Below are 20,800 nucleotides of genomic sequence, written 5' to 3'. Positions count from 1 at the left end.
CTTCACTTGATGGCCAGCATCCGCTCGACGGAGCGGCGGGCCGGTTCCTGAAGGTCAGCCGGGATGGTGACTTCGGTGCTCATGGTTTCCAGAGCCTGACGGATGTTCTTCAGGGTGATGCGCTTCATGTGCGGGCAGAGATTGCAGGGACGGATGAAGTCGGTCTGCGGGTGCATGGCGGCGAGGTTGTCGCTCATGGAACATTCGGTGATGAGCATGACCTTTTCAGGTTTATGCTGGGCGATGTAGTCCATCATGCTGGCCGTGGACCCGGCATGGTCGGCTTCTGCCACGACATCGGGTGAACATTCCGGGTGTGCAATGATATGGAGCGGGCCATGCATCCGCCGGTACTGGCGGATTTCCTGCGGGGTGAACCGTTCATGGACTTCGCAGCGGGCTGACCATGTGTGCATCTTGATGCCGGTTTCCCGCTCGATGTTCCGGGCAAGGAATTCATCGGGGATCATGATGACTTCCGGTACGCCAAGGCTTTCCACGACACGGCGTGCATTGCCGGACGTGCAGCAGACGTCTGTCTCGGCCTTTACGGCAGCGGAACTGTTCACATAGGTAACGACCGGCACGCCGGGGTGGCGTTCCCGCAGGGTGCGGACATTTTCCGCCGTGATACCTTCGGCCAGGGAGCAGCCTGCCAGTTCGTCCGGGATGAGGACGGTCTTCGTGGGGTTCAGCAGCTTGACCGTTTCGGCCATGAAATGGACGCCCGCCATGATGATGACATCCTGTTCCAGATTCTGGGCCTCACGGGCCAGAGCCAGACTGTCCCCCCGGATGTCGGACACGCAGTGGAAGATTTCTGGCGTCTGATAATTATGGGCGAGGATGACGGCATTATGCTTGCGCTTCAGCTCGAGAATGGCCTCGATGTCATCTGCAAAAAGCCGGTCCCAGTCCTGCCGGGCCATGAGGGAGGCCACGGGGCTGTACAGCGCAGCGCGGGACGGAGAAGGGGCAATGCCCTGCATCATGGAGAGGTCCTTACCAAGGTTATACTCACTATGAGCATAATATAGGCCCTGCTGGAGACCATGCCAAGGGGTTTCTGCTCCGGGTGTGTCAGGAGGAAAGATCGTACCGTTCTTTCGGGAGCGTATTCTGGATGGGAGTGACTGGGCAGAGGCTCTCCACAATCAGGGGAAGGTGGCGTTTTCTGGTTGGGGGGTACGGTTACCGGAGATACCCGGAATGGAGCCAGATATGTGGGCGGAAAGGTCAGCCCTTCTCCGGGAACCGGATGGGTAATGGTGGCGGGGGCATCATCGCAGGCTCAGCCTTTGTCTCTTTCTGGCTTTGGAATACGGTAGTGGCTTCGGCTCATTCATGGCAGCCTGTCTGCTTTCGGGCAGATGCAACGGGCGAACATATCGGATTATCGTAGCACGGCCATGCAGGCGGCGGCTTGGTTACCGGATCGATGTCGCAGAAGCTCGTCGGCCTTGCCAAGGGGATGGCGGCGAACTCTGCGGGTCTTCTTGGTGGAGGGCGTTCGCATGATGAGAGTAGTGAAAGCCAGTCTGCGCCCCCTGAGTGAATATGCCTTGGGGGAAGTGTCGGTGGGTGTACCAGCACTTCACAAACTTATGGAAGAAGCAGGACAGGGAAATTGGGATAGTTTTGTGATGTCTTTCTCTAAAGATGGGCCTGTTTCAATGAGGTTTCATCATACGTGATAAAAATCGCTTAAAGAGTCGGCACCTCAAGCGGTAAGAATGCCGCTCCCAGATAGCAGGAAGCCATGGCAGCTGGCCGGAAGCGGTATAGCTGGGCGGGGCGTCCTACGGTTGGGCGGTCGTAGGTGCCAGTTTCTTCCACAAGCTGCTGATGCAGGACAAGGCGGCGGAAGTTGGGCTTGTGCATGAGGCGGCCAGATACCGTTTCCATCGCCTGTTGCAGCTGCAGAAGAGTGAAAGACGAAGGAAGCAGCTCAAAAACGGCTGGACTGTAGCGGGTGCGGGCACGTAGCCGGGACAGGGCCGTGGCCAGAAGGCGACGGTCATCCCGGTCCGTGTTTTTCTGTTTGGGCGGGCTGCGTGGCACCAGCCCAGATTCCCACAGCAGTTCGTAACGCTCCAGAACACGGGTATCGTCCCACGGCAGGCCATCCAGCCCAAAGGCTGGAGCGATGCGGCTCTGGCGTTCCTCATTGTCGTCGGCCCATTGCCTGATGGCTGTGATGAACTCGGCCAGCTGCTTGTTGCCACTTTCGTCCCGGCGGTCTTCCCAAGGGAAACGCTGGTAAAGCGAACCGTGACAGCCCCGTGGATGGCTGTGGCTCAGGGCCAGATAGGTGATGTGAATATGGGGCGTCTGTTCCCGTATGGGAAAGGAGCTGAATGTATAGAGCTGCTCCATGTAACCGATGGGGCAGTGTGTCAGGGTTTCCGCCCAATGGCAGAGGCGTTTCTGCAGGGAATGATGGCTTTCCTCCAGGGGGGGAGTGTCCCGGTCGTGGCGCAGCAGGGCGACGTGGGGTGCATCATCGCCCAATGTCATGAGAACGGTAATCAGGTCTGTCGGGCAAAGGCTCTGGAAGGTCATTGAGGATGAGGAGCAAGCTGGCGGAAATGGCTGTACAGGGTCTGTAAATGGTCGGATGAAAGCCCCGGGGGAACGCCGTGGTCAAGAGGGATGCTGACCGTCAGGGGATGGGAGGAGAGGGACAGCATCCGGGGGCTGGTCATCATGTCGTTCAGGAGCCCCTGCATGGCGATGGGTACGTTGCGCTGGATCCATGAACTCTGAAGCAGATCATGCAGGGGCTCCTGCCAGTTGGTCAGACTGACGGACAGAATGCCAGAAAAGGCCGGGACATAAAGTTTGCCACCAAGGGAGAGATGCGGCGGTGGCGTGTCCTGTTTTCCCGGAGCCACCGGATGGATGGTGGCACTGAGCTCATGAAGCCTGAGCTGTAATGGGATGTCAGGCCAGGAGGATGTGGCATGATCGGTTTCTGGCGGCAATCTGAGGGGTGTCGTGCTGGTGCCGGGTAGCAGGGCAAAAGCAGCATGAACCTGTTCCACCCGAAAATTCTGTAGAAATGAGGAGGGATAGGTCAGCTCCCTGGCCGTGATGGCAGCGGAAAGCAGCGGCCTGTTCTGCAGGGCAGGGTCAGGTTGCGACAGGGACTGCGGTGCAAAACGGATGGTCCCGGCAGGATGATTCAGCATGAGGCTGTGTGGCAGGCGGGAGGAGGCCAGTTCCAGTTCAGCAATGCGGAAATGTGCCCAGTACAGGGGCAGCGTGCCGTGGTCATGGCATCTGGCATCTGGTGGACAGGGAAGACTTTCCTTGCTGATGCGCAGTTTTGCCTTGCGCAGGCGCAGGGTCAGGCTTTCGCCGTTGCGGACCATGCGGAGGATGGTGCTGTCCGGCAGCTGTAGTGGAAGTTCGGTCCGTGTGGTCAGGGAATGTGCCCAGTCCAGCCAGTTCCCACCCAGGCGGAGCATGGGGGTGGCCCCGACAATATCGGCCCCGTTGAGATGGGTGTGAAAGGACACGCCGTAAAGCCGACGCCAGGCCCCGAAAGGCCATCCTCTGGCAGAGGTTTTCTGTATGGTCAGGGTTGGGGTGGGACCGTCCGAAGGCAGGGACTGGACGGCCAGATGGGCCAGCTGGTTGGAAAGCAGGGCCTGCGTCCGAAGGTACAACCCCCAGCTGCCTGCCAGAAGAGCGAGGAACAGACAGGAGGTGATCAGGATGAAATGGCGGCGGAACAGGCTCAAGATTTGTCCTCCGCTGTGGAAGAAGGATAGAACGACGGGCCTGTTACTTTGTCCCCAGAAGGTTCTTCACCTTTTGTAGAGTAATCACACCAGAATGTTGATACGGGGCAAAAAGGGAGGCCTTCTGCAGGCCTCATGAAATGTGTTGTATTACAGATGGTTAGGCAGATACCCACAGGGCAGCACTTTCATGGTCTATACCTGCGTCCATTCCGTGCGGGACAGGAATTACTGGTTATCCTTCTTCACATCCACAGAGTTTTCCACAGCTTCATGGGGCAGGTCATGTTCCTTGCAGAGTGCCTCCCAGGCGCCGCTGATGGCCGGTATGAGGTCACGTCCTTTCAGGCTGGCGGCGAGAGGCTTCCCGATGGCAACCCGGAGCGTGCCGGGGTATTTCCGCCACGGGGAATGTGGCCAGAACAGGCCGGAATTCGTCACTACGGGAAGGATGGGGCAGGTGGCCTGTCGGGCCAGAGCGATGACGCCATTCTGTAGCGGAACAGCCTGACCGGGTTTCGTGCGTGTGCCCTGCGGGAAGATGATGATCTGTCGCCCGGCTCCCTGTGCCTTTGCCACGGCATCCATCATGCCCCGCAGGGCCTGAGATCCGCCGGAACGATCGACAGGAATCATGCCGCTGAGAATGAGCATGGGGCCGACCAGCGGAATGGATGTCAGTTCCTTCTTGATGACATAGGCCGGCAGCGGCACGGTATTCATCCAGACAAAACCATCAAAGAAAGACTGATGCTGTGAGGCAATGAGCGCAGGGCCATCAGGCAGGTTCTCCTGCCCGCTGATGACGATGCGGATGCCGCAGAGGCGTTCCAGCCCCCAGAGCACGGCCCTGGACCAGAGCTTGGCATAGCCCAAGGCGGCATCCCGCCGGTTGAGCAGGCGGATGGGAAAGGCGAAGACCCCCATGACGAGGGTCAGAATCAGGAGATACAGGTTGAACAGGCTGCCACGGACGAGACTCATCATAATGCTCCCTGCATGGCGCAGAATCTATCCGAAGAGCAAGGGAAAAAGATGGGCGAGCCAGAAATCAGGCGGGAGGTGTTCCTGAAGCTGGAGGAACAGGGCGGAATCCTTCCTGGGCATGGTCCGGCTGGTGGAGGACCATGAGACGGATGAAGGCCCCGATCAGCTTTCCGTACTGGCTGAACATCAGCAGCATGGTGTGTGGATGAAAGGGGGTGCTCATGGCGGGAGGCTGCACCCAGTAGGGGGGGAACTGAAGCTGCGGGGCAATATCGTGGAACTCCAGCAGGGAGCGGCGCATGTGATACCCCGCCGTGACCAGAACAAGATGATGCAGGTTTTTCTGCTTTGCCCATTGGGCGGTTTCCCATGCATTGCCGATGGTAGTGGCGGCCCGATATCCAAGGCTGATGCGCTGCGTCATATCCGGCGGCAGCGGGCCGATTCCCGTGGCGGCCAGAATATGGTTCAGCCCCGTATGGGGGGAAACGCCGGAGATCAGGAGCAGTCGCTCCGGTTTCTGCTGGAGCAGGGCAATTCCGGCTTCTATGCGGTTTTTGCCGCCCGTCAGCGCAACGATGCCGTCGCAGTCAGCCGGGATGCTGTGCAGGTCCGGTGAGGGGCGCAGGGCATCGGCACAGAAATAAATGAAACTGGCCAGCATGAGCCATCCTGCGATGGTCACCCCACCAGAGAAGAGAGACCAGACAGTGGGGCCCGGCCGTTTCATGATGCCTGTTGCTCCTGTCTGGCACAGACCAGATGCACCATGGCCCAGCCCGCCAGTGCCATCAGGACCGGCATCAGGGAAAAGGCCAGCCAGAGCCGGACTGGCAGCAGTGATGGAGAGATGAAGGACGACATGCTTCCCTCTGCGGGTGGCAGGCGCAGCAGAGGGTGCAGAGCAGCGGTGATGAGGCCCAGTGAAGGCAGGAGCAGGACGATGCCTGCAAGGCTGCCCAGAAAGGCCATCAGGGCGACCCGCCGGGCAAAAATACGGTGAAGGACGGACAGCTTTCCGCCCAGTCTCCACAGGACGGCCTGCTGCTGCCGGTTGGCCAGAGCGACGGTTCTGGCTGCCAGATAGAGCAGGGCGGGAACGATCAGGGCTGCTGCCAGCCCAGCCATCAGGGCGACATGGCGTGCAGTCTGCTGGAGGACTGTCATGAGTGGGGTAAGCTTTGTCAGCTGGGGCGGCGGCGGAACGATGATGGCCTCTGGGGCGGTGCTGTGAATAAAGGCGGCCAGTCTGGTCATGTCCCCATGATACGAGAGGGTGAGAATCCTGGGGAGAGGCCCCTCCCACGGGGCGGACCATGCGGCCAGAAGTCGGGAAACCTCCTGCTCTGGCAGGAGGGTGGCGTGGGTTTCGGGGAATGTGGCGGTCAGGGCTTTGGGCAGGCTGTCCGCCAGGGCGGGAGCCTCCTTGCCGATCACAGGCAGGGCGATGACGATCTGGCTGTTCACCTGTCCTTCCCAGCGTTGGACAGCTCCATCCACACCATGGGGCAGGGCCAGAGCCAGCCCGGCCAACCATGTGACGAGACAGAGGCCAAGCAGCAGGGGCCATAGGGCAGGCCGGTCTGTAGCACGGGACAGGCATGTCATGGGAGCAGCCTTTCATCTCTGGGGGACAGGATCAGCGGGGCTGCCAGATCATTCCCGGAGGCAGAAGAAATGGAGACTTCCGGTGATGGGGGGAGCCGGGGCAGGGTCAGGAGCTGGTCATCAGGGTCTGTCCCTTCTGGCTGGTGCTGCATGGCTAGAAGGGTTGTGGTGCCATTTCTGGCCAGGCCCCGCAGGGTGGAAAGAAGATGATCCCGCAGGATAGGGCAGAGGGTCAGGGCTGGTTCATCTACCAAGACGATGGAAGGCTGGGTGATCAGGGCCCGGGCACAGGCGGCCCGCATTCTCATGGTCTGACTGAGTGAGTGAGGAAGAAGCTGTGCATGGCTCCCCAGCCCGAACCAGTGGATGATGGAGTCGGTTTCCCGTTTCACATCTGCTCTGCGCAGGTGGTTCAGCTCCAGCGGCAGGGCAATATTGTCCGCCAGCGTCAGGCGGTCCATGAAAAGGGGGGCTGCCTCGATGTACCCGATGCGCTGCTGGAGCTGCCTGCGACCCCGTGCGGAAAGACCGGGTCCTGCGGCATGGTTGAGGAGGGTCATCATCCCGCCCGTGGCAGGGCGGCGCAGGGCGATGGTATCCAGCAGGGCTGTCTTGCCCGCTTCGGCAGGGCCTGTCACCCAGAGGGTGCCACCCCGTTCCAGCCGCAGGGACAGGTGCTGCACGCCACCCGGCACGAGAGACGTGCCGACAGGCAGCGGAAGCGTCTCCAGGGCGATCATGCAGGGCTCCGCATGGCTGTGCCTCAGAGCCTCCGGGCCAGCCAGGCCGCCGCCGTGGAGGAGGCTGCTGCCAGAGCCATGAGGAGCAGACCATCCTTTATCAGCCCGTGCGGTGTAAGGGTGTGACCGGCTACCATGAGCTGTTCGGGGATGGTATGGGCGATGTGATTGACGATCTCATGCGTCTGCTGGTCTTCCGTGAGGGACCCGAGATTGGCCGTGGCAACGGTGACAAGGTGCGGCAGCAGGGACCAGCCGACGCCAAGGATGAGCAGGATGGGAGCAAACAGTTCTGTCAGCTGAATGAGAAAGCTGAAAGCGAAATGCGCCACGGCCCATATGAGGTTGAGCAGGACCCGCCCCATGATGGCTCCGCCCTGCTGCTGGCGTGATGGCGTGGCCGAGAGCAGGCGTTCGCCCCGTGCCGGGGAGGAATGGGAGGAAGAGGGCGATGTATCCATGAATGTTTCAGACCTTCCTGCAAGACAGCCGGGCTGGCAATGGCATAGTAATGGCGAGGGAGACGGAAAACAGGGCGGAGGGGCCTCTGTTCTGTCCTCCTGCTTCTGCACCTAGCTTCAAGAGAGGCGTAATGCAAATCTTACCCACGCTGGATGAAAAAGATGTCCATGTTCTTCTTCTGGATCCAGCCGGTCCTGCTCACAGTCGGGTCCATGAGCTTCTGCGCAGGGAGGGGATGGATGTTGTCTGCCGGCAGAGTGCTGAAATGATGCTGGAAGTGCTGGAGGCCCGCTGTCGTATCAATCAGGTGGACATGGTCATCTGCTGCACTCTCCAGAAAGGCATGAGCGCCGGGCAGTTCGTTCGCCGTGCCAAGGCGACTCCTGCCATGCAGGGCGTACCGGTGCTGATGCTGACGGAGGATGTATCCTCACGGGTTGAGCTGGACTGCTTTGAAAGCGGGGCCGATGCCTACCTTTCCAGCTCTGCCCATTCTGACCTGCTGCTGCTGCGGATACGCACGCTCCTGCATCTGGCGGAAGAAAAGCGCCAGCTTCATCCCCAATGGCACATGCGGCGGGCCAGGGTTGTCATCGTCCGTGCCCCTGATGATGAGACCCTGCTGGATTTCTGGAATGACCCCAGCATCATGGATCATGAAAACAGCCGGGACGGCACGGAGGAGGCTGGGCTGGGGGAGCTTCTCTGGCGGGATGGACACACGGTGACCTCTGTCACCCGCTCCAGTGATCTGCTGAATGGCGGCTGGCTGACAGGCCCGGACGGGCCGGACTGCATCGTGCTGGAGGACATACAGGATAACGAGACAGACCTCGCTTTCTGCCGTCTGCTGGACCAGCGCCGCCAGGCCCTGCGGGAGCAGGGGGGTACACCGTTCCGCATTCTCTGCATCATACAGGCAGCCCGCTTCCGGGGTGAATCCTGCGTGGCTTTTCTGGAAGCTGGCCTGGAGGACCTTGTTCCGAGTGACATGACGCCCATGGTGCTGGCTCTGCGCATCCGGGCCATGGTCCGGCGGCGGCGGGAGAATGAGGCGTTTCATCAGCGGGAGATGGAACGCCAGCAGTCGGCTCTGGCGCTGGAGGCTGCACAGGCGCAGGCCTCGCTGGCGGAGGCTCTGGCCAGAGCCAACAAGGAGCTGGCCAAGGCGAATGAGGAGCTGGTGCAGACACAGGCCCGACTGGTCCAGACGGCCAAGATGGCTTCATTGGGAGAGCTGGTGGCCGGCATTGCCCATGAGATCAATAATCCTCTGGCGTTCACTCTGGGTCATGCCGATACGGTCGAGCGATGCCTGCACTGGATGGATACCGTCGTGCAGGATGAGGATGGTCAGACCCGCATTCGGCGGGCCAGGGACCGTCTGGCTGCGATGAAGACAGGGCTGGGGCGTATCCGGGACCTGGTCGTGCGTCTGCGCCGTTTCTCCCGTCTGGAAGAAGGAGAGTGGCGCATGGTGGATGTGGGCGAGGCGATAGAGACAGGGCTGGCCCTGGTCCGCCATAGGCTTGGCAGGTCCATTGCCGTGGACTGCCAGCTTGAGGCACCCCGGCAGCTGGTCTGCCAGGAAACACTGTTCCATCAGGCTGTCATGAATCTCATTGCCAATGCTGCCGATGCGTTGAATGATATGCGGCGGGAAGGGCAGAAGCATCATGATGGGCTGATACGGATTGCGACCCGTCTTTACGATGATGTTTATGAAATTACGGTAAGTGACAATGGTCCAGGCATAAAAGAGTCGATCCGCCCCTGGATTTTTGACCCGTTCTTCACCACGAAGGCGCAGGGGGAAGGGACAGGGTTGGGCCTTTCCATCGTTCATGGCATCGTGCAGGCCCATGGTGGAACCATCGACGTGACAGACGCCTGTGAGGCTGGAGATGGCTGCCAGAAAGATGGGCAGACCAATGGCGGGCGTGGTGCATATTTCGTGATTCGCCTTCCTGTCCACGAGACGGCAGAAGGCTGGGCTGTGCGGGAGCCTGAACGGCACAGGGCACAGGAGGAAGTAAAAACGGCATGAACGAGCCTTACAGTATCGAGGCCCAACCTTGTGTTCTTCTGGTGGATGATGAGGAAGAGATTCTCGTGGCACTCGGGGATCTGCTGGAGGAAAGCTGCACGGTTCTGACAGCGGCCGAGCCTGGCAGGGCCCTTGCCCTGCTGGCCGCCCATCCGGAGATTTCGGTCATCATTTCAGACCAGAGGATGCCGGGCATGACAGGGGACCAGTTTCTCAGCCGTGCCAGTGCCTGCTCCGACGCCCGGGCTATTCTGCTGACAGGATATGCGGATCTGGATGCCGTTGTGGCAGCCCTGAATCACGGCAGGATCGTTGCCTATGTGCACAAGCCGTGGGAGGCGGACCATGTGTTGTCCCTCGTCCATGAGGCACACAGGACATGGCAGGCCCAGAGGGCCCTGAAGGTGGAGCAGGCCCTGTTGCATGGCCTCATGGAGAGCCTGCCGTTCGGTCTGGTTTTTTCCGATGCGCAAGGCCGTTGTATCCGCAGCAACCGGCATCATCAGGGGACGTGCGAGAGTGACCATTACACGGCCATTCTTCAGCCTGTGATTGCCCGTCTGCGGGAAAAGGTCTGGGAGGACGGGCAGGCAGAGGAGCTTCTGGAGGTCGTGGCGGAAGATGGGCAGAGACGCTGGCACGAGATTGTCCGCCTGGCGCTGAAATGGCCGGAGGATGTCCCGCTGAAAGAGGCCTGGCAGGTCAGCATGGATCGGGACGTGACCCAGCGTGTGATGGTGGAAGACCGGCTGAACCGGGGTGAGCGGCTGGAAGCCCTGGGTCGTCTGGCCGGTGGTGTCGCGCATGATTTCAACAACCTGCTCACCATTCTGGGTAATTGTCTGGAGGCTCTTTCCGGGCAGTTGCAGGGAGATGAAGCGGCCCGTGCCACCCAGAAGAAATGGCTGGCCCGGGCGTTGGAGACCGTGGAACGGGGGGAGGGGCTGACCCGCCGTCTGCTTCAGTTTGGCCGGGCGGGGCGGAATGGTGGGACGGTGCGCCCGTTTGACATCGCGGCTTTTCTGGAGGAGCGGGCCAGCCTGTTCCGGCATGGTTTTTATGGAGCCGTCCCGGCCATCCGTTTTGTGCTGGACCTCCCGGAAGGGACTGTTCCCCCTGTATTGACCTGCCCGGAACAGCTGGAAATGGCCCTGCTCAATCTGTGTGTGAATGCCCGGGATGCGATGCCTGATGGCGGGACCGTGACTCTTTCTGCCAGCCGGATACGCCACGTCCTGCCTGCTGCCCCATCCAGTTGCGAGCAGGATCATGCGCTGGCCCTTGATGTCCGGGACGAAGGGGAAGGCATGAGTGAAGAGGTCCAGCGCCATATTTTTGAGCCTTTTTTTACCACCAAGCAGGCGGGGAAAGGCACAGGGCTGGGGCTGGCTGGCATTTACAGTTTCGTTCTGGCCCATCATGGGGATGTTGTTGTGCAGAGCCGGCCCGGAGAGGGAACGGTGATGCGTCTTCTGTTACCCTTGCTGAAACAGTGAGCCGAGGACATTTCGGAGGGGAGCGGTTCCCATTTTGGTGCCTCCAGTTATGATGGACCGCACGAACATAAATTGATGAAGGAAGGGGGATGGCATGGCCGATAGGGAAGCCTGTTTTGTTCAGCCGCAGGAAGATGATGCAGCACAGGCCATCACAGCCATCGGGGATGAACTGGCGCTGTTCGATGACTGGATGGAGCGTTATCAGTACATCATCGAGATGGGGAGGAAACTGCCGGACTTTCCGCAGGATTGGCAGGATGACGCGCACCGGGTGCCGGGTTGCCAGAGCCAGGTCTGGCTTGAAGCTGAGGAAAAAAACGGATGTCTGTTTTTTGCTGGTGCGTCTGACGCCGCTATCGTTCAGGGGCTGGTGGCGTTGCTGCTGCGTGTCTATTCCGGTCGTACACGGGATGAGATTCTGGCGACTGACCCGGTTTTTCTGCATGAGCTGGGATTGGTGAAGGCGCTTTCAGCCAATCGGGGCAATGGCGTGGAGGCCATGGCAAAAGCCATCCGGCAAAGAGCCGCCGCAGTCTGAGCCCGTTGGCCGGAACAGGAAAGGCCCTCTGGCGGTAAAGCCAGAGGGCCTTTTCATGCAGGGGCTGTCCCCGTGTCTCAGTGCGTGGCCGGAGCCGCAGCATCGGTGGCAGGCATGTCGGACTTCATCGGGTTGGAGCTGTCCTTCACGCTGTCAGCTGTAGCTTCGGCCTTTTCGGCCGGCTTGGCGCTGGCGGCATCCTGAGTGTTGCACTTGCTGAATTTGCCGTTCTTGTCGCGGCAGGGCTTGGCCTTCGGCTTTTCACACTTTGTGAACTGACCTTTCTCATTGCGGCAGTGGTGAGCCTTGCCATGAGAGGCGGCAAAGGCAACCTGGCTGGTCAGGGCACTGGCAATGAGGGCGAATGTGGCCATGCGACGGAACATCATGGGGGTTTTCCTTCTGTCAGAACAGGGAACGAATAGGCTGGCATTATCCTATACAGGAAATTCAGGCTGGTGATAGTGAAGTCTATGTTATTTTTAAAGAATAACGGCCAGTCATTACCAAATATTATCAATTGAGGTTGGGTGGGGGACAGGGCTCTGGAATTGTCTCCATCGTCCCGGGTTGCTGATAGTGCTGCACGGGAAGGATATTGGCTGCTGGCCTGTATGGTCCGGGATCAGCCGCATGATGAAAAAAAGGGGAGGCCCGGCTGGACCTCCCCTTTTCTGTTTTGTGACAACCTGTTTGTCAGGGTCTCACTTCTTCTCGGCCTGTTCCGGCAGAGCATAGGCGATCAGATAATCACCCATCCGGCTCAGGAAGGAGCCATGCCCACCAGCGTAGGTCACGATGTACTGGCGACCGTTGATGCTGTAGGTCATCGGTGCAGACTGTGCCCCGGCAGGGAGACGGTCTTTCCAGATGATATGGCCGGTCGTCAGGTCATAGGCCCGGATGTAGTAGTCCTGCGATGATGTCAGGAAGGCTACATTGCCAGCCGTTGCCAGCGGGCCACCAAGGCTCGGGACACCGATCTTGATGGGTGGCAGCTGGATCGGGAGGGACGAGCCATGCAGGGAGTCACGCAGCGTACCATTGCGGTGCTGCCAGACAACCTTGTTGGTGCGCAGGTCGATCCCGGCGACAGCCCCCCATGGTGGCGTGCGGCACGGCACGAAAAGGCCGAACTTGGCAAACAGCGGGTCCAGGAAGGGATGCAGGTTGACGGCGTACGGGATGCCGTAATTCGGCTGGAGACCCGTCTCACCGCCGCTGCCACCCTTGTCACCATTCGGGTCGGGCCAGCGCGGGTTGCCCGGGCCACGGGGAACCAGAGTGGAGACGAACGGAATGGAGATGGGGTTGGAGAAGGCTACCTGGCGGCGAGGATCAACCGCAAGGCCGCCCCACTCGAACATGCCCAGATCGCCAGGGAAAACCAGCGTCCCCTGCGTGGAAGGCGGCGTATAGGGCCCCTCGTAACGCAGGCTGTGGAAGTAGATGCTGCACACCATCTGGTCAAGGATCGTGGCCCCCCAGATGTCACGGTCGGACAGCGGATCTTTCGGGCGCAGGCTCAGCTCGGAATGGGGCTGGGTCGGGCTTGTATGGTCACCCGTGGCAGCGCCACCCGGGGCAGGAACCTCCGGTGCCGGAACGATCGGCTTGCCGGTGCGGCGGTCCAGAACAAAAATGTCACCACTCTTGGTCGGGATGTAGATGGCCGGAACCAGGCTGCCATCCTTCTGGGTGATGTCCACAAGGTTGGGCTGTGCGGAGGCATCCATGTCCCAGAGGTCATGATGGACGGTCTGGTAGAACCAGACGAGCTTGCCCGTGTCCGCATTCAGCGCAATGACACCCGGCGGATAGCGTTCGGCATCCTTGTCACGGTAGCCACCCCACTGGTCAGGCGTGCCAACCCCCATGGGGATGTACACCATGTTCAGGTTCTTGTCGTAAGACGAGACGGACCAGGAGTTGGGGGAGTTCGGATGGAAATGCGGATGCTCTTCGCTCGGCATTTCATTCGGGTCAGGATTGGCGGCGTCGAATACCCAGACAAGCTTGCCCGTGTAGACGTCATAGGCCCGTGTTGCCCCGGAAGGCTGGTGGACGGAGCCGTTGTCCTTCACTGCACTGTTGACGATGATCAGCTTGTCGGTAACGACGGGCGGTGATGTCGGGGCATACTCCCCAGCCGTCGTGTAAGGCTGGTGGGAGAAGCGCAGATCGACCTGGCCGTTGTCCCCAAAGCCCTGGCAGACCTTGCCTGTCTGTGCGTCGATCTCGACCATGCGGCCGTCATTGACCATGGCAATGATGCGCTTGGTGCAGTCTGTCGTGGTGACAGGCTGGCCGCTGCTGTCGACGGCATTTTCAGGCTTCGTGTGGGCACTGACGCCACGGCATGTCAGATGCTGGAAGCCAGGATTGACGTTCAGCTTGGGGTCGAACACCCATTTCGTCTTCCCGGTCACGGCATCGACGGCAAAGACCTTCTGATGCAGGGAGCAGAAATAGAGTGTGTTGTCGAACTCCAGCGGCGTGGCCTCGTTGGTGGCCTCACCCGGGTCGCGGGACTTGTCCGGCAGGTCACCGGTCCGCATGACCCAGGCAACCTTCAGCTGGTTGACGTTCTGGCTGTTGACCTGTGTCAGAGGGGACCAGTGATTGCCATCCTGCGTGCGTGCGTAGGAGGTCCAGTCACCATCCGGCACGTTGTCCGGGTTTGCCGGGCTGGCATTGACCTGCTCTGTAGGCAGGGAACCACCGATGTCATACGGGTCCATGAAGGCGGAAACCACCAGTGCCAGGGCACTGAGGACCACGCCGATGCCCAGAGGAATGGTGGCCAGCCGGTTGGCGGCCAGCGGACGGCGGATGAAAGGAAGCAGCAGGACGATGCCGATGACGATGACCACATCCAGCCGGGGCACGAGGCTCCAGAGGTTGAGGCCTACGAGGCAGAGAGCCCAGATGAGCGTGCCAAGCAGGACGACCGCATAGACAGCAAGGCCGATCGGCTTCCGTTTATGGACGAAGAACGCGCTGAGCAGCGTGCCCAGCCCGCTGATGAGATAATAGAAGGGACCGCCTTCGCTGATGGCATAGATACCACCGGCAACCAGCAGCAGGCCGACGATCGCCATGAGGATGGCAACCAGCGAGACCCAGATTCCCCCCGTACGGGAAGTGGAGGACATGGATAAGCCTCAGTGTTGTTAAACTCGATCACTCAACCTGGATAAGCGTTGCCCTGACAGGAATGTCCCGTCATGGATGATGATCTCCTGCCTTTAAGCACAGGGAAGGGGCCATGGGTCAAGCATCAGGGGGTAATAATTCGGACTGGATGAGTGCCTCTATCATCATATTCACAACCATGTGATATTTACTTCACAATGGTTAATGCTCACTGCTCAAAAAACATGCCGTTCTGATGCGGTTTTTGCTTGAGGCCGTCCCCCGTTGTCCCTATAAGCGCCAACAGGTCGTGCACGCGCCCGGGCCATATGATGTGGCATGCCCGGCCGTGCGGTTTCCGTTGTCCACTAGGGGAATGGGAACTTCAGAACTGTAAGGAGATGAAAATGCCCAAATTGAAGACGAAGTCTTCGGTCAAGAAGCGGTTCAAGATCACCGCGACTGGCAAGGTGACCTGTGGTCCCGGCAACAAACGCCATGGCCTGATTAACCGTCCGCAGAAGATGAAGCGCAGCAACCGTGGTCCGCAGACAATGACGGACATGGATGCCCGTACCGTCAAACAGTGGGCACCCTACGGGCTGTCATAAGGAGTTAAGAAACCATGGCACGTGTTAAACGGGGTACGACCACCCACGCCCGTCACAAGAAGGTCCTTGATCTGGCCAAAGGCTATCGCGGGCGTTCTTCTACAAACTATCGCATCGCTCTGGAGCGCGTCGAGAAGGCACTGCGTTATGCCTATCGCGACCGCCGCAACAAGAAGCGTGATTTCCGCTCCCTGTGGATCCAGCGCATCAGCGCTGCCGTGCGTGAGCATGGCCTGACCTACAGCCGTTTCATCAACGGTCTGAACAAGGCCGGGATCGAGATCGACCGTAAGGTTCTGGCTGCCATCGCCTATGACGATGCAGCGGCCTTTGCCGAGATCGTACGCAAGGCTCAGGCAGCCCTGTAAGGGGATTCCTCATGCTTCATGGTCTGCTCCTGATGGACCGTGAGGAATGGGACTGATGATTGGCGGGCTGTTCTGGCAACGGAGCAGCCCGTTTTTCTTTGAGGCTGCTTCAGAAACGTTTCAACATCCGGACCTTCAGGGGCCGGGGCAGGAAGCGTTCCTGAAACAGGCTCATGAGATGATGGAAGACAGGCTATGGCCAATGACCTCGACACTCTGAAGGATGAGACACTGGCGGCCCTGAAACAGGCCAGCACCCATGGGGAATGGGATGCTGTCCGTGTGGGGACGCTGGGACGCTCAGGCAAACTGACCGGCCTGCTCCGGCAGCTCGGTTCGTTCCCGCACGAGGAGCGGAAAGAGCGGGGGCAGGCCCTCAACCGCCTGCGTGACGAGCTGACGGCCCTGATCGAGCAGCGTGGCAGGGAGATCGAGGAGCTGGCCCTCCAGCAGCGTCTGGCGGAGGAGACGGTGGACATCACCCAGCCTCCCGCCCCGGCACCGGCCGGTCTCATCCATCCCGTCAGCCGGACGATCGAGGAAATCACGACCATCTTCGGGGCGATGGATTTCCATGTGGCGGAAGGGCCGGACATTGAAAGCCAGTGGCACAATTTTTCCGCCCTGAACACGCCGGAACATCATCCGGCCCGGACAGAGCAGGACACGTTCTACCTTCCGGCAGCCGGAGAAGGCGAGGACCTGCGGGTGCTGCGGACGCAGACATCCGGCGTGCAGGTCCGCACCATGCTGGGTGAGAAGCCCCCCATCCGCATCATCGCACCGGGCCGGACCTACCGGGCCGATCATGACGCCACCCATTCCCCCATGTTCCACCAGTGCGAGGGGCTGGTCATCGAGAAAGGCATCACGCTGGGCCATCTGAAGGGCTGCCTGACCGAATTCCTGCGGGCCTTCTTTGGTCAGCCGGACCTGCCTGTCCGGTTCCGTGCCTCCTACTTCCCCTTTACCGAACCATCCATGGAAATTGACATCGGCTGGTCCCGGGAGACAGGCGTGATCGGTGCCGGGGCGGACTGGCTGGAAGTGCTGGGTGCCGGCATGGTCCATGCCCGGGTGCTGAGCAACTGCGGGCTGGACCCGGCAGAGTGGCAGGGCTTTGCCTTCGGCATGGGGATCGAACGTCTGGCCATGCTGAAGAATGGCATCACGGACCTGCGGTCCTTCTATGAAAGTGACCTGCGCTGGCTGCGTCATTACGGTTTTTCATCACTGTCCCCGGCAACGCTGACGGAGGGTTTCTGACATGAAATTTTCACTCTCATGGTTGCGGGATCACCTCGATTTTACCGCCTCTCTGGACGAGATATGCACGACGCTGAACCGCATCGGCCTTGAGGTCGAAAGCGTGGATGACCCGACGGAACGTCTGGCCGGGTTCCGTACGGCAAAGATTCTGGAGGCTTCTCCCCATCCGGATGCAGACCGCCTTCAGCTCTGCCGTGTCTCAGCCGGTCAGGGCTTCGAGGACGTTCAGGTCGTCTGTGGTGCGCCGAATGCCCGCACGGGGCTGCATGTCATTTTCGCTCCGCCGGGGACCTACATTCCCGGCAGTGACATGACGATCAAGCCCGGCAAGATTCGGGGACAGGCCAGCAACGGGATGCTCTGCTCCCTGCGGGAGCTCGGGATCGGTGAGGAGTCCAATGGCATTGCTGAACTGCCTGATGGTTCTCCGCTGGGTGAGGATTATGTCCGCCATGCCCGGCTGGATGACCCCGTCATCGAGATTGCCATCACGCCCAACCGTGGCGATGCGCTGAGCGTCCGGGGCATTGCCCGTGACCTCGCCGCTGCGGGGCTGGGCACCCTGAAGCCGTGGCTGACGGAGACGGTGGAAGGGCAGGGTGAAAGCCCGATCCAGTGGGAGATCAGCCACCCGGCCTGCCGTTATGTTACGGGGCGGCTGATCCGTGGCGTGAAGAATGGCCCCAGCCCGGCCTGGCTGAAGCGTCGTCTGGAGAGCGTGGGGCTGCGGCCGCAATCCGCCCTGGTGGATGTGACCAACTATCTGATGATGCATGTCGGGCGGCCGCTGCATGTTTTTGATGCCGCCCGCCTGACCGGTGACAGGCTTTCCCTGACATCCGGCACGGGGGAGCATTTCCGTGCACTGGATGGGCAGGAGCTGGTTCTGGGTACGGATGATCTTGTCATTGCGGATGAGGCCGGGGTGCAGTCGCTGGCGGGCATCATTGGCGGTGAGGCTAGTGCGGTGACCGATGAGACGGTCGATGTCTTCGTGGAATCCGCCCTGTTTGACCCGGTGCGCATCGCCCTGACAGGCCGCCGCCTTGGGGTGCAGACGGATGCCCGTTACCGTTTCGAGCGTGGTGTGGATCAGGCTCTCGTACGTTCCGGTCTGGAAGCCGCCACGGCCCTGATCGTGGAGCTGTGTGGCGGCACGCCAAGTGAGGTGACCGAGGCGGGGGCGGAACCGGCATGGCAGAGAACCGCCAGCCTGCGTTTCGAGCGTCTGGCCTCGCTGGGCGGTCTGGAGATCGAGGCGGACAGGGCCGTGGACATCCTCGAGGCCCTGGGGTTTGAGGTGCAGGAGCGCACGGCAGAGAAGGCCGTGTTCTCCGTGCCGTCATGGCGGAATGACGTGGCGGCAGGGCATGGTCTGGCACAGGCTGTCACGCTCGATGCCGCTGTGGCCGAACGGGCTGCCGCCAGTGTGGAGGTCATGGAAGCCGAGGCCGATCTGGTCGAGGAGGTTCTGCGCATCCGTGGTCTGGATGAAGTTCCGGCCCTGTCCCTGCCCCGTGCCCATATGGTGCCTGCTCCGGCGGTGACACCACAGCAGGCCCGGGTAGCCCTTCTGCGCCGCCTGTGTGCGGGGCGTGGCCTGATGGAGACCGTTGGTTTTTCCTTCGTGTCCGATCAGGATGCGGCCCTGTTTGAAGAAGGACGGGAGCAGGACCGGTTGCTGAACCCGATTGCAACGGACCTGAACCAGCTGCGGCCGACACCAATCATCAACCTGCTGCGTGCCCTTGGGCGGAATCTGGCTCACGGGCAGGGCTTCAGCGGGGATGCCTCCTTCTTCGAGCTTGGCCCCTGCTTCGGGCAGCAGGGCACCCGTATGGTGCTGGCGGGCGTGCGGGGTGGCGTGAGTGGCCGAGCTCCGGGTCAGTCTGCCGAGGAACCATCATGGATGGATGCCAAGGCCGATCTCATGGCGGCTCTTGCAGCTCTCGGTGTGGCCGAGGCTTCCCTGAGCAGCACGGCGGATGCGCCGGGCTATTACCATCCGGGGCGTTCCGGTGTCGTGCGGCAGGGGCCCAAGCTGGTGCTGGGCAGCTTCGGTGAGCTGCACCCCCGTGTGGCCCGTCACTTCGGCCTGAGCGGCACAGTGGCGCTCTTTGAGATGACGCTGGACAGGGTTCCGCTGCCCAAGGTGAAGCGGAAGGCTGCCCCGACGCTGTCGGTCCTTCAGCCTGTCCGTCGTGACTTTGCCTTCCTGGCTGATGAAAAGGTGCAGATACAGGATGTGCTGAAGGCTGTCCGTATGGCAGACCGCAAGTTGATCACGGATGTGCGTCTTTTCGACATCTTTGAAGGTGGCTCCGTTCCGGCAGGGCATCGCTCTCTGGGAGTGGAGGTGACCCTCCAGCCGCAGAAAGACAGCCTGACGGATACTCAGCTTGATGCGCTGATGACGGCTGTAGAAAGTGCCGTCCAGAAGGCGACGGGGGCAACGCTGCGGCGTTGAGCCCTGCAACGGCGGGAAAGAAGGAGAGGCTGCCATGGTGGATGAGAGTGCCCCTGTAGAGGGTGAGGTTCCCCTTCATCACCATGGCCGGGTGATCTGGATTCTGGCCGGTGAGCCCAGTGGGGACAGTATCGGGGCCCGTCTGATGCAGGCCCTGCACCGCATTGACCCTATGCTGGTCTTTGCTGGTGTTGGCGGAGGGCGGATGGAGGCCCGGGGCCTGCGGAGCCTCTTCCCGATGGAAGACCTGACGGTCATGGGGTTCATGGAAGTCCTGCCCCGGTTGCGCCTTCTGTCACAGAGGCTGCTGGAAGCTGAGCAGGATATTGAGCTGCGCCGTCCTGATATTGTCATCACCATTGATAGCCCGGGTTTTTCGTTCCGGCTTCTGCGGCGCATCCGCAAGCTGAATGTCCGGCGCCTGCATTATGTAGCGCCGCAGACATGGGCCTGGCGGGAGAGTCGGGTCAAAGGGTATCGGGGGTTGTGGGACAGGCTGCTCTGCCTTTTCCCGTTTGAGGAAGCATGGTTTGCCGAACGGGGCCTGCCCGAGGCCCGGTTTGTCGGCCATCCCATCCTGCAATCGGGCGTGGCGCATGGTCAGGCACAGCGTTTCCATAAACGGCATGACATTCGGTCGGACAGCCCTATTCTGATCCTCATGCCGGGCAGCCGGTCCTCCGAGGTCCCAAAGCTGCTGCCTGTTTTTGAGAAGACTCTCGGAATTCTTCATGAACGTTTTCCCGATCTTCAGCCCGTCATTCCGGCCACGTCGGGCATGGCCCCACTCGTGAAGAAGATGGTGCGGCACTGGGCGGTTCACCCCTCCATCCTGACGGATACGGAGGACAAGCACGATGCTATCCGGGCTGCTGACTGTGCCCTGACCAAATCGGGTACATCCATTCTGGAGCTGGCCATAGGGCAGGTACCCATGGTGGTCACCTACAGGGTCAATCCGCTTTCAGCCCTGCTGGGGCGGCTTTTCCTGCGGCTTCCCTTCATTTCCATGATCAATATTCTGGCAGGGCGTGAAGTCGTGCCAGAACTGGTCCAGCATGACTGTACTCCCCAGAAACTGGCGGATGAAATTACTTCTCTCCTGACAGATGGGGCAAAGCGGCAGGCCCAGCAGGAGGCTTTTGCCGATATTCTGGCCATGCTGGAAGCTCCGGGCGGGGAGCTGCCTGCCATGTCAGCGGCCAGAGAGGTATTGGCATTGATGGAAACGCCATTGTCTGAATTGCGGCGCTCATGAAAAAAGCCTGTCCTTGCTAGGGGACAGGCTTTTTTCATGCCGAAGGATGGCAACCTGGGAGTGCT

General features: G+C 60.6%; 19 protein-coding genes. 9 read left to right on the top strand and 10 right to left on the bottom strand.

All coding sequences use genetic code 11. The annotated features are described in order from the left end of the window. Positions 1–2: 2 nt before the first annotated feature. The gene (nadA, locus tag GM608_RS05910) at positions 3–989 is read right to left on the bottom strand and encodes a quinolinate synthase NadA (protein ID WP_081563426.1); all 987 of its coding nucleotides are present in this window, start codon (positions 987–989) and stop codon (positions 3–5) included. Positions 990–1,514: 525 nt separating this feature from the next. Here nadA and GM608_RS05905 point away from each other — a divergent pair. Further along, positions 1,515–1,694, top strand: coding sequence for a hypothetical protein (locus GM608_RS05905; RefSeq protein WP_333645210.1), 180 nt, complete (start codon positions 1,515–1,517; stop codon positions 1,692–1,694). A gap of 10 nt (positions 1,695–1,704) precedes the next feature. Here the strand turns inward: GM608_RS05905 and GM608_RS05900 are convergent, their stop codons facing one another. The 7 genes from GM608_RS05900 to GM608_RS05870 form a co-directional block, all read right to left on the bottom strand. Next, a complete protein-coding gene (locus GM608_RS05900) occupies positions 1,705–2,562 on the bottom strand; it encodes an NrtR DNA-binding winged helix domain-containing protein (RefSeq protein WP_333645209.1) in 858 nt (285 codons plus the stop codon). After that, positions 2,559–3,746, bottom strand: a complete 1,188-nt coding sequence (locus GM608_RS05895; protein WP_333645208.1) for a hypothetical protein — start codon at positions 3,744–3,746, stop codon at positions 2,559–2,561. The genes GM608_RS05900 and GM608_RS05895 overlap by 4 nt, the downstream gene beginning before the upstream one ends. A gap of 228 nt (positions 3,747–3,974) precedes the next feature. Then, the gene (locus tag GM608_RS05890; RefSeq protein WP_043558381.1) at positions 3,975–4,730 is read right to left on the bottom strand and encodes a 1-acyl-sn-glycerol-3-phosphate acyltransferase; all 756 of its coding nucleotides are present in this window, start codon (positions 4,728–4,730) and stop codon (positions 3,975–3,977) included. Between the two features lie 67 nt (positions 4,731–4,797). After that, the gene (locus GM608_RS05885) at positions 4,798–5,463 is read right to left on the bottom strand and encodes a YdcF family protein (RefSeq protein WP_333645207.1); all 666 of its coding nucleotides are present in this window, start codon (positions 5,461–5,463) and stop codon (positions 4,798–4,800) included. Continuing rightward, positions 5,460–6,341, bottom strand: coding sequence for a hypothetical protein (locus GM608_RS05880; RefSeq protein ID WP_333645206.1), 882 nt, complete (start codon positions 6,339–6,341; stop codon positions 5,460–5,462). The genes GM608_RS05885 and GM608_RS05880 overlap by 4 nt, the downstream gene beginning before the upstream one ends. Continuing rightward, on the bottom strand, positions 6,338–7,081 hold the full coding sequence (locus tag GM608_RS05875; RefSeq protein WP_333645205.1) for an ATP-binding cassette domain-containing protein: 744 nt from the start codon (positions 7,079–7,081) through the stop codon (positions 6,338–6,340). The genes GM608_RS05880 and GM608_RS05875 overlap by 4 nt, the downstream gene beginning before the upstream one ends. Before the next feature lie 23 nt (positions 7,082–7,104). Then, entirely contained in the window at positions 7,105–7,542 is a 438-nt protein-coding gene (locus GM608_RS05870) for a hypothetical protein (protein ID WP_154981270.1), read from the bottom strand. Positions 7,543–7,673: 131 nt separating this feature from the next. Here GM608_RS05870 and GM608_RS05865 point away from each other — a divergent pair, with 131 nt between their 5' ends. The 3 genes from GM608_RS05865 (at position 7,674) to GM608_RS05855 (ending at position 11,627) form a co-directional block, all read left to right on the top strand. Then, entirely contained in the window at positions 7,674–9,590 is a 1,917-nt protein-coding gene (locus GM608_RS05865) for a hybrid sensor histidine kinase/response regulator (protein ID WP_081563287.1), read from the top strand. Next, on the top strand, positions 9,587–11,086 hold the full coding sequence (locus GM608_RS05860; protein ID WP_052348878.1) for an ATP-binding protein: 1,500 nt from the start codon (positions 9,587–9,589) through the stop codon (positions 11,084–11,086). Before GM608_RS05865 ends, GM608_RS05860 begins: the two co-directional genes overlap by 4 nt. A 94-nt stretch (positions 11,087–11,180) precedes the next feature. Further along, a complete protein-coding gene (locus tag GM608_RS05855) occupies positions 11,181–11,627 on the top strand; it encodes a SufE family protein (protein WP_043557920.1) in 447 nt (148 codons plus the stop codon). A 77-nt stretch (positions 11,628–11,704) separates the two neighbouring features. Here the strand turns inward: GM608_RS05855 and GM608_RS05850 are convergent, their stop codons facing one another. Beyond that, a complete protein-coding gene (locus GM608_RS05850; RefSeq protein WP_197981626.1) occupies positions 11,705–12,016 on the bottom strand; it encodes a hypothetical protein in 312 nt (103 codons plus the stop codon). A gap of 315 nt (positions 12,017–12,331) precedes the next feature. Then, on the bottom strand, positions 12,332–14,782 hold the full coding sequence (locus GM608_RS05845) for a membrane-bound PQQ-dependent dehydrogenase, glucose/quinate/shikimate family (RefSeq protein WP_333645202.1): 2,451 nt from the start codon (positions 14,780–14,782) through the stop codon (positions 12,332–12,334). 387 nt (positions 14,783–15,169) lie between these two features. On the opposite strand from GM608_RS05845, the gene rpmI reads away from it, so the two are divergent. From rpmI to lpxB, 5 genes are all read left to right on the top strand, one after another. Next, positions 15,170–15,373 (top strand): 50S ribosomal protein L35, encoded by a 204-nt coding sequence (gene rpmI, locus GM608_RS05840; protein ID WP_043557923.1) that lies wholly within the window; start codon positions 15,170–15,172, stop codon positions 15,371–15,373. 14 nt (positions 15,374–15,387) lie between these two features. After that, positions 15,388–15,741: a 50S ribosomal protein L20 gene (gene rplT / locus GM608_RS05835; protein WP_043557924.1), complete on the top strand. Its 354-nt coding sequence runs from the start codon at positions 15,388–15,390 to the stop codon at positions 15,739–15,741. 195 nt (positions 15,742–15,936) lie between these two features. Next, entirely contained in the window at positions 15,937–17,007 is a 1,071-nt protein-coding gene (gene pheS, locus GM608_RS05830) for a phenylalanine--tRNA ligase subunit alpha (protein ID WP_043557925.1), read from the top strand. Between the two features lies 1 nt (position 17,008). Further along, positions 17,009–19,477 carry a phenylalanine--tRNA ligase subunit beta gene (pheT, locus tag GM608_RS05825; protein ID WP_103765184.1) on the top strand — a complete coding sequence of 823 codons (2,469 nt, stop codon included), beginning with the start codon at positions 17,009–17,011 and terminating at the stop codon, positions 19,475–19,477. A gap of 34 nt (positions 19,478–19,511) precedes the next feature. Next, complete coding sequence (gene lpxB / locus GM608_RS05820; protein WP_081563289.1) at positions 19,512–20,735, top strand: lipid-A-disaccharide synthase; 1,224 nt, start codon at positions 19,512–19,514, stop codon at positions 20,733–20,735. The last annotated feature ends 65 nt before the right edge of the window (positions 20,736–20,800 follow it).

It is taken from the genome of Bombella sp. ESL0380, from assembly GCF_009725805.1.
Lineage (GTDB): Bacteria > Pseudomonadota > Alphaproteobacteria > Acetobacterales > Acetobacteraceae > Bombella > Bombella apis.
This window is presented reverse-complemented; position numbering and strand designations above follow the sequence as displayed.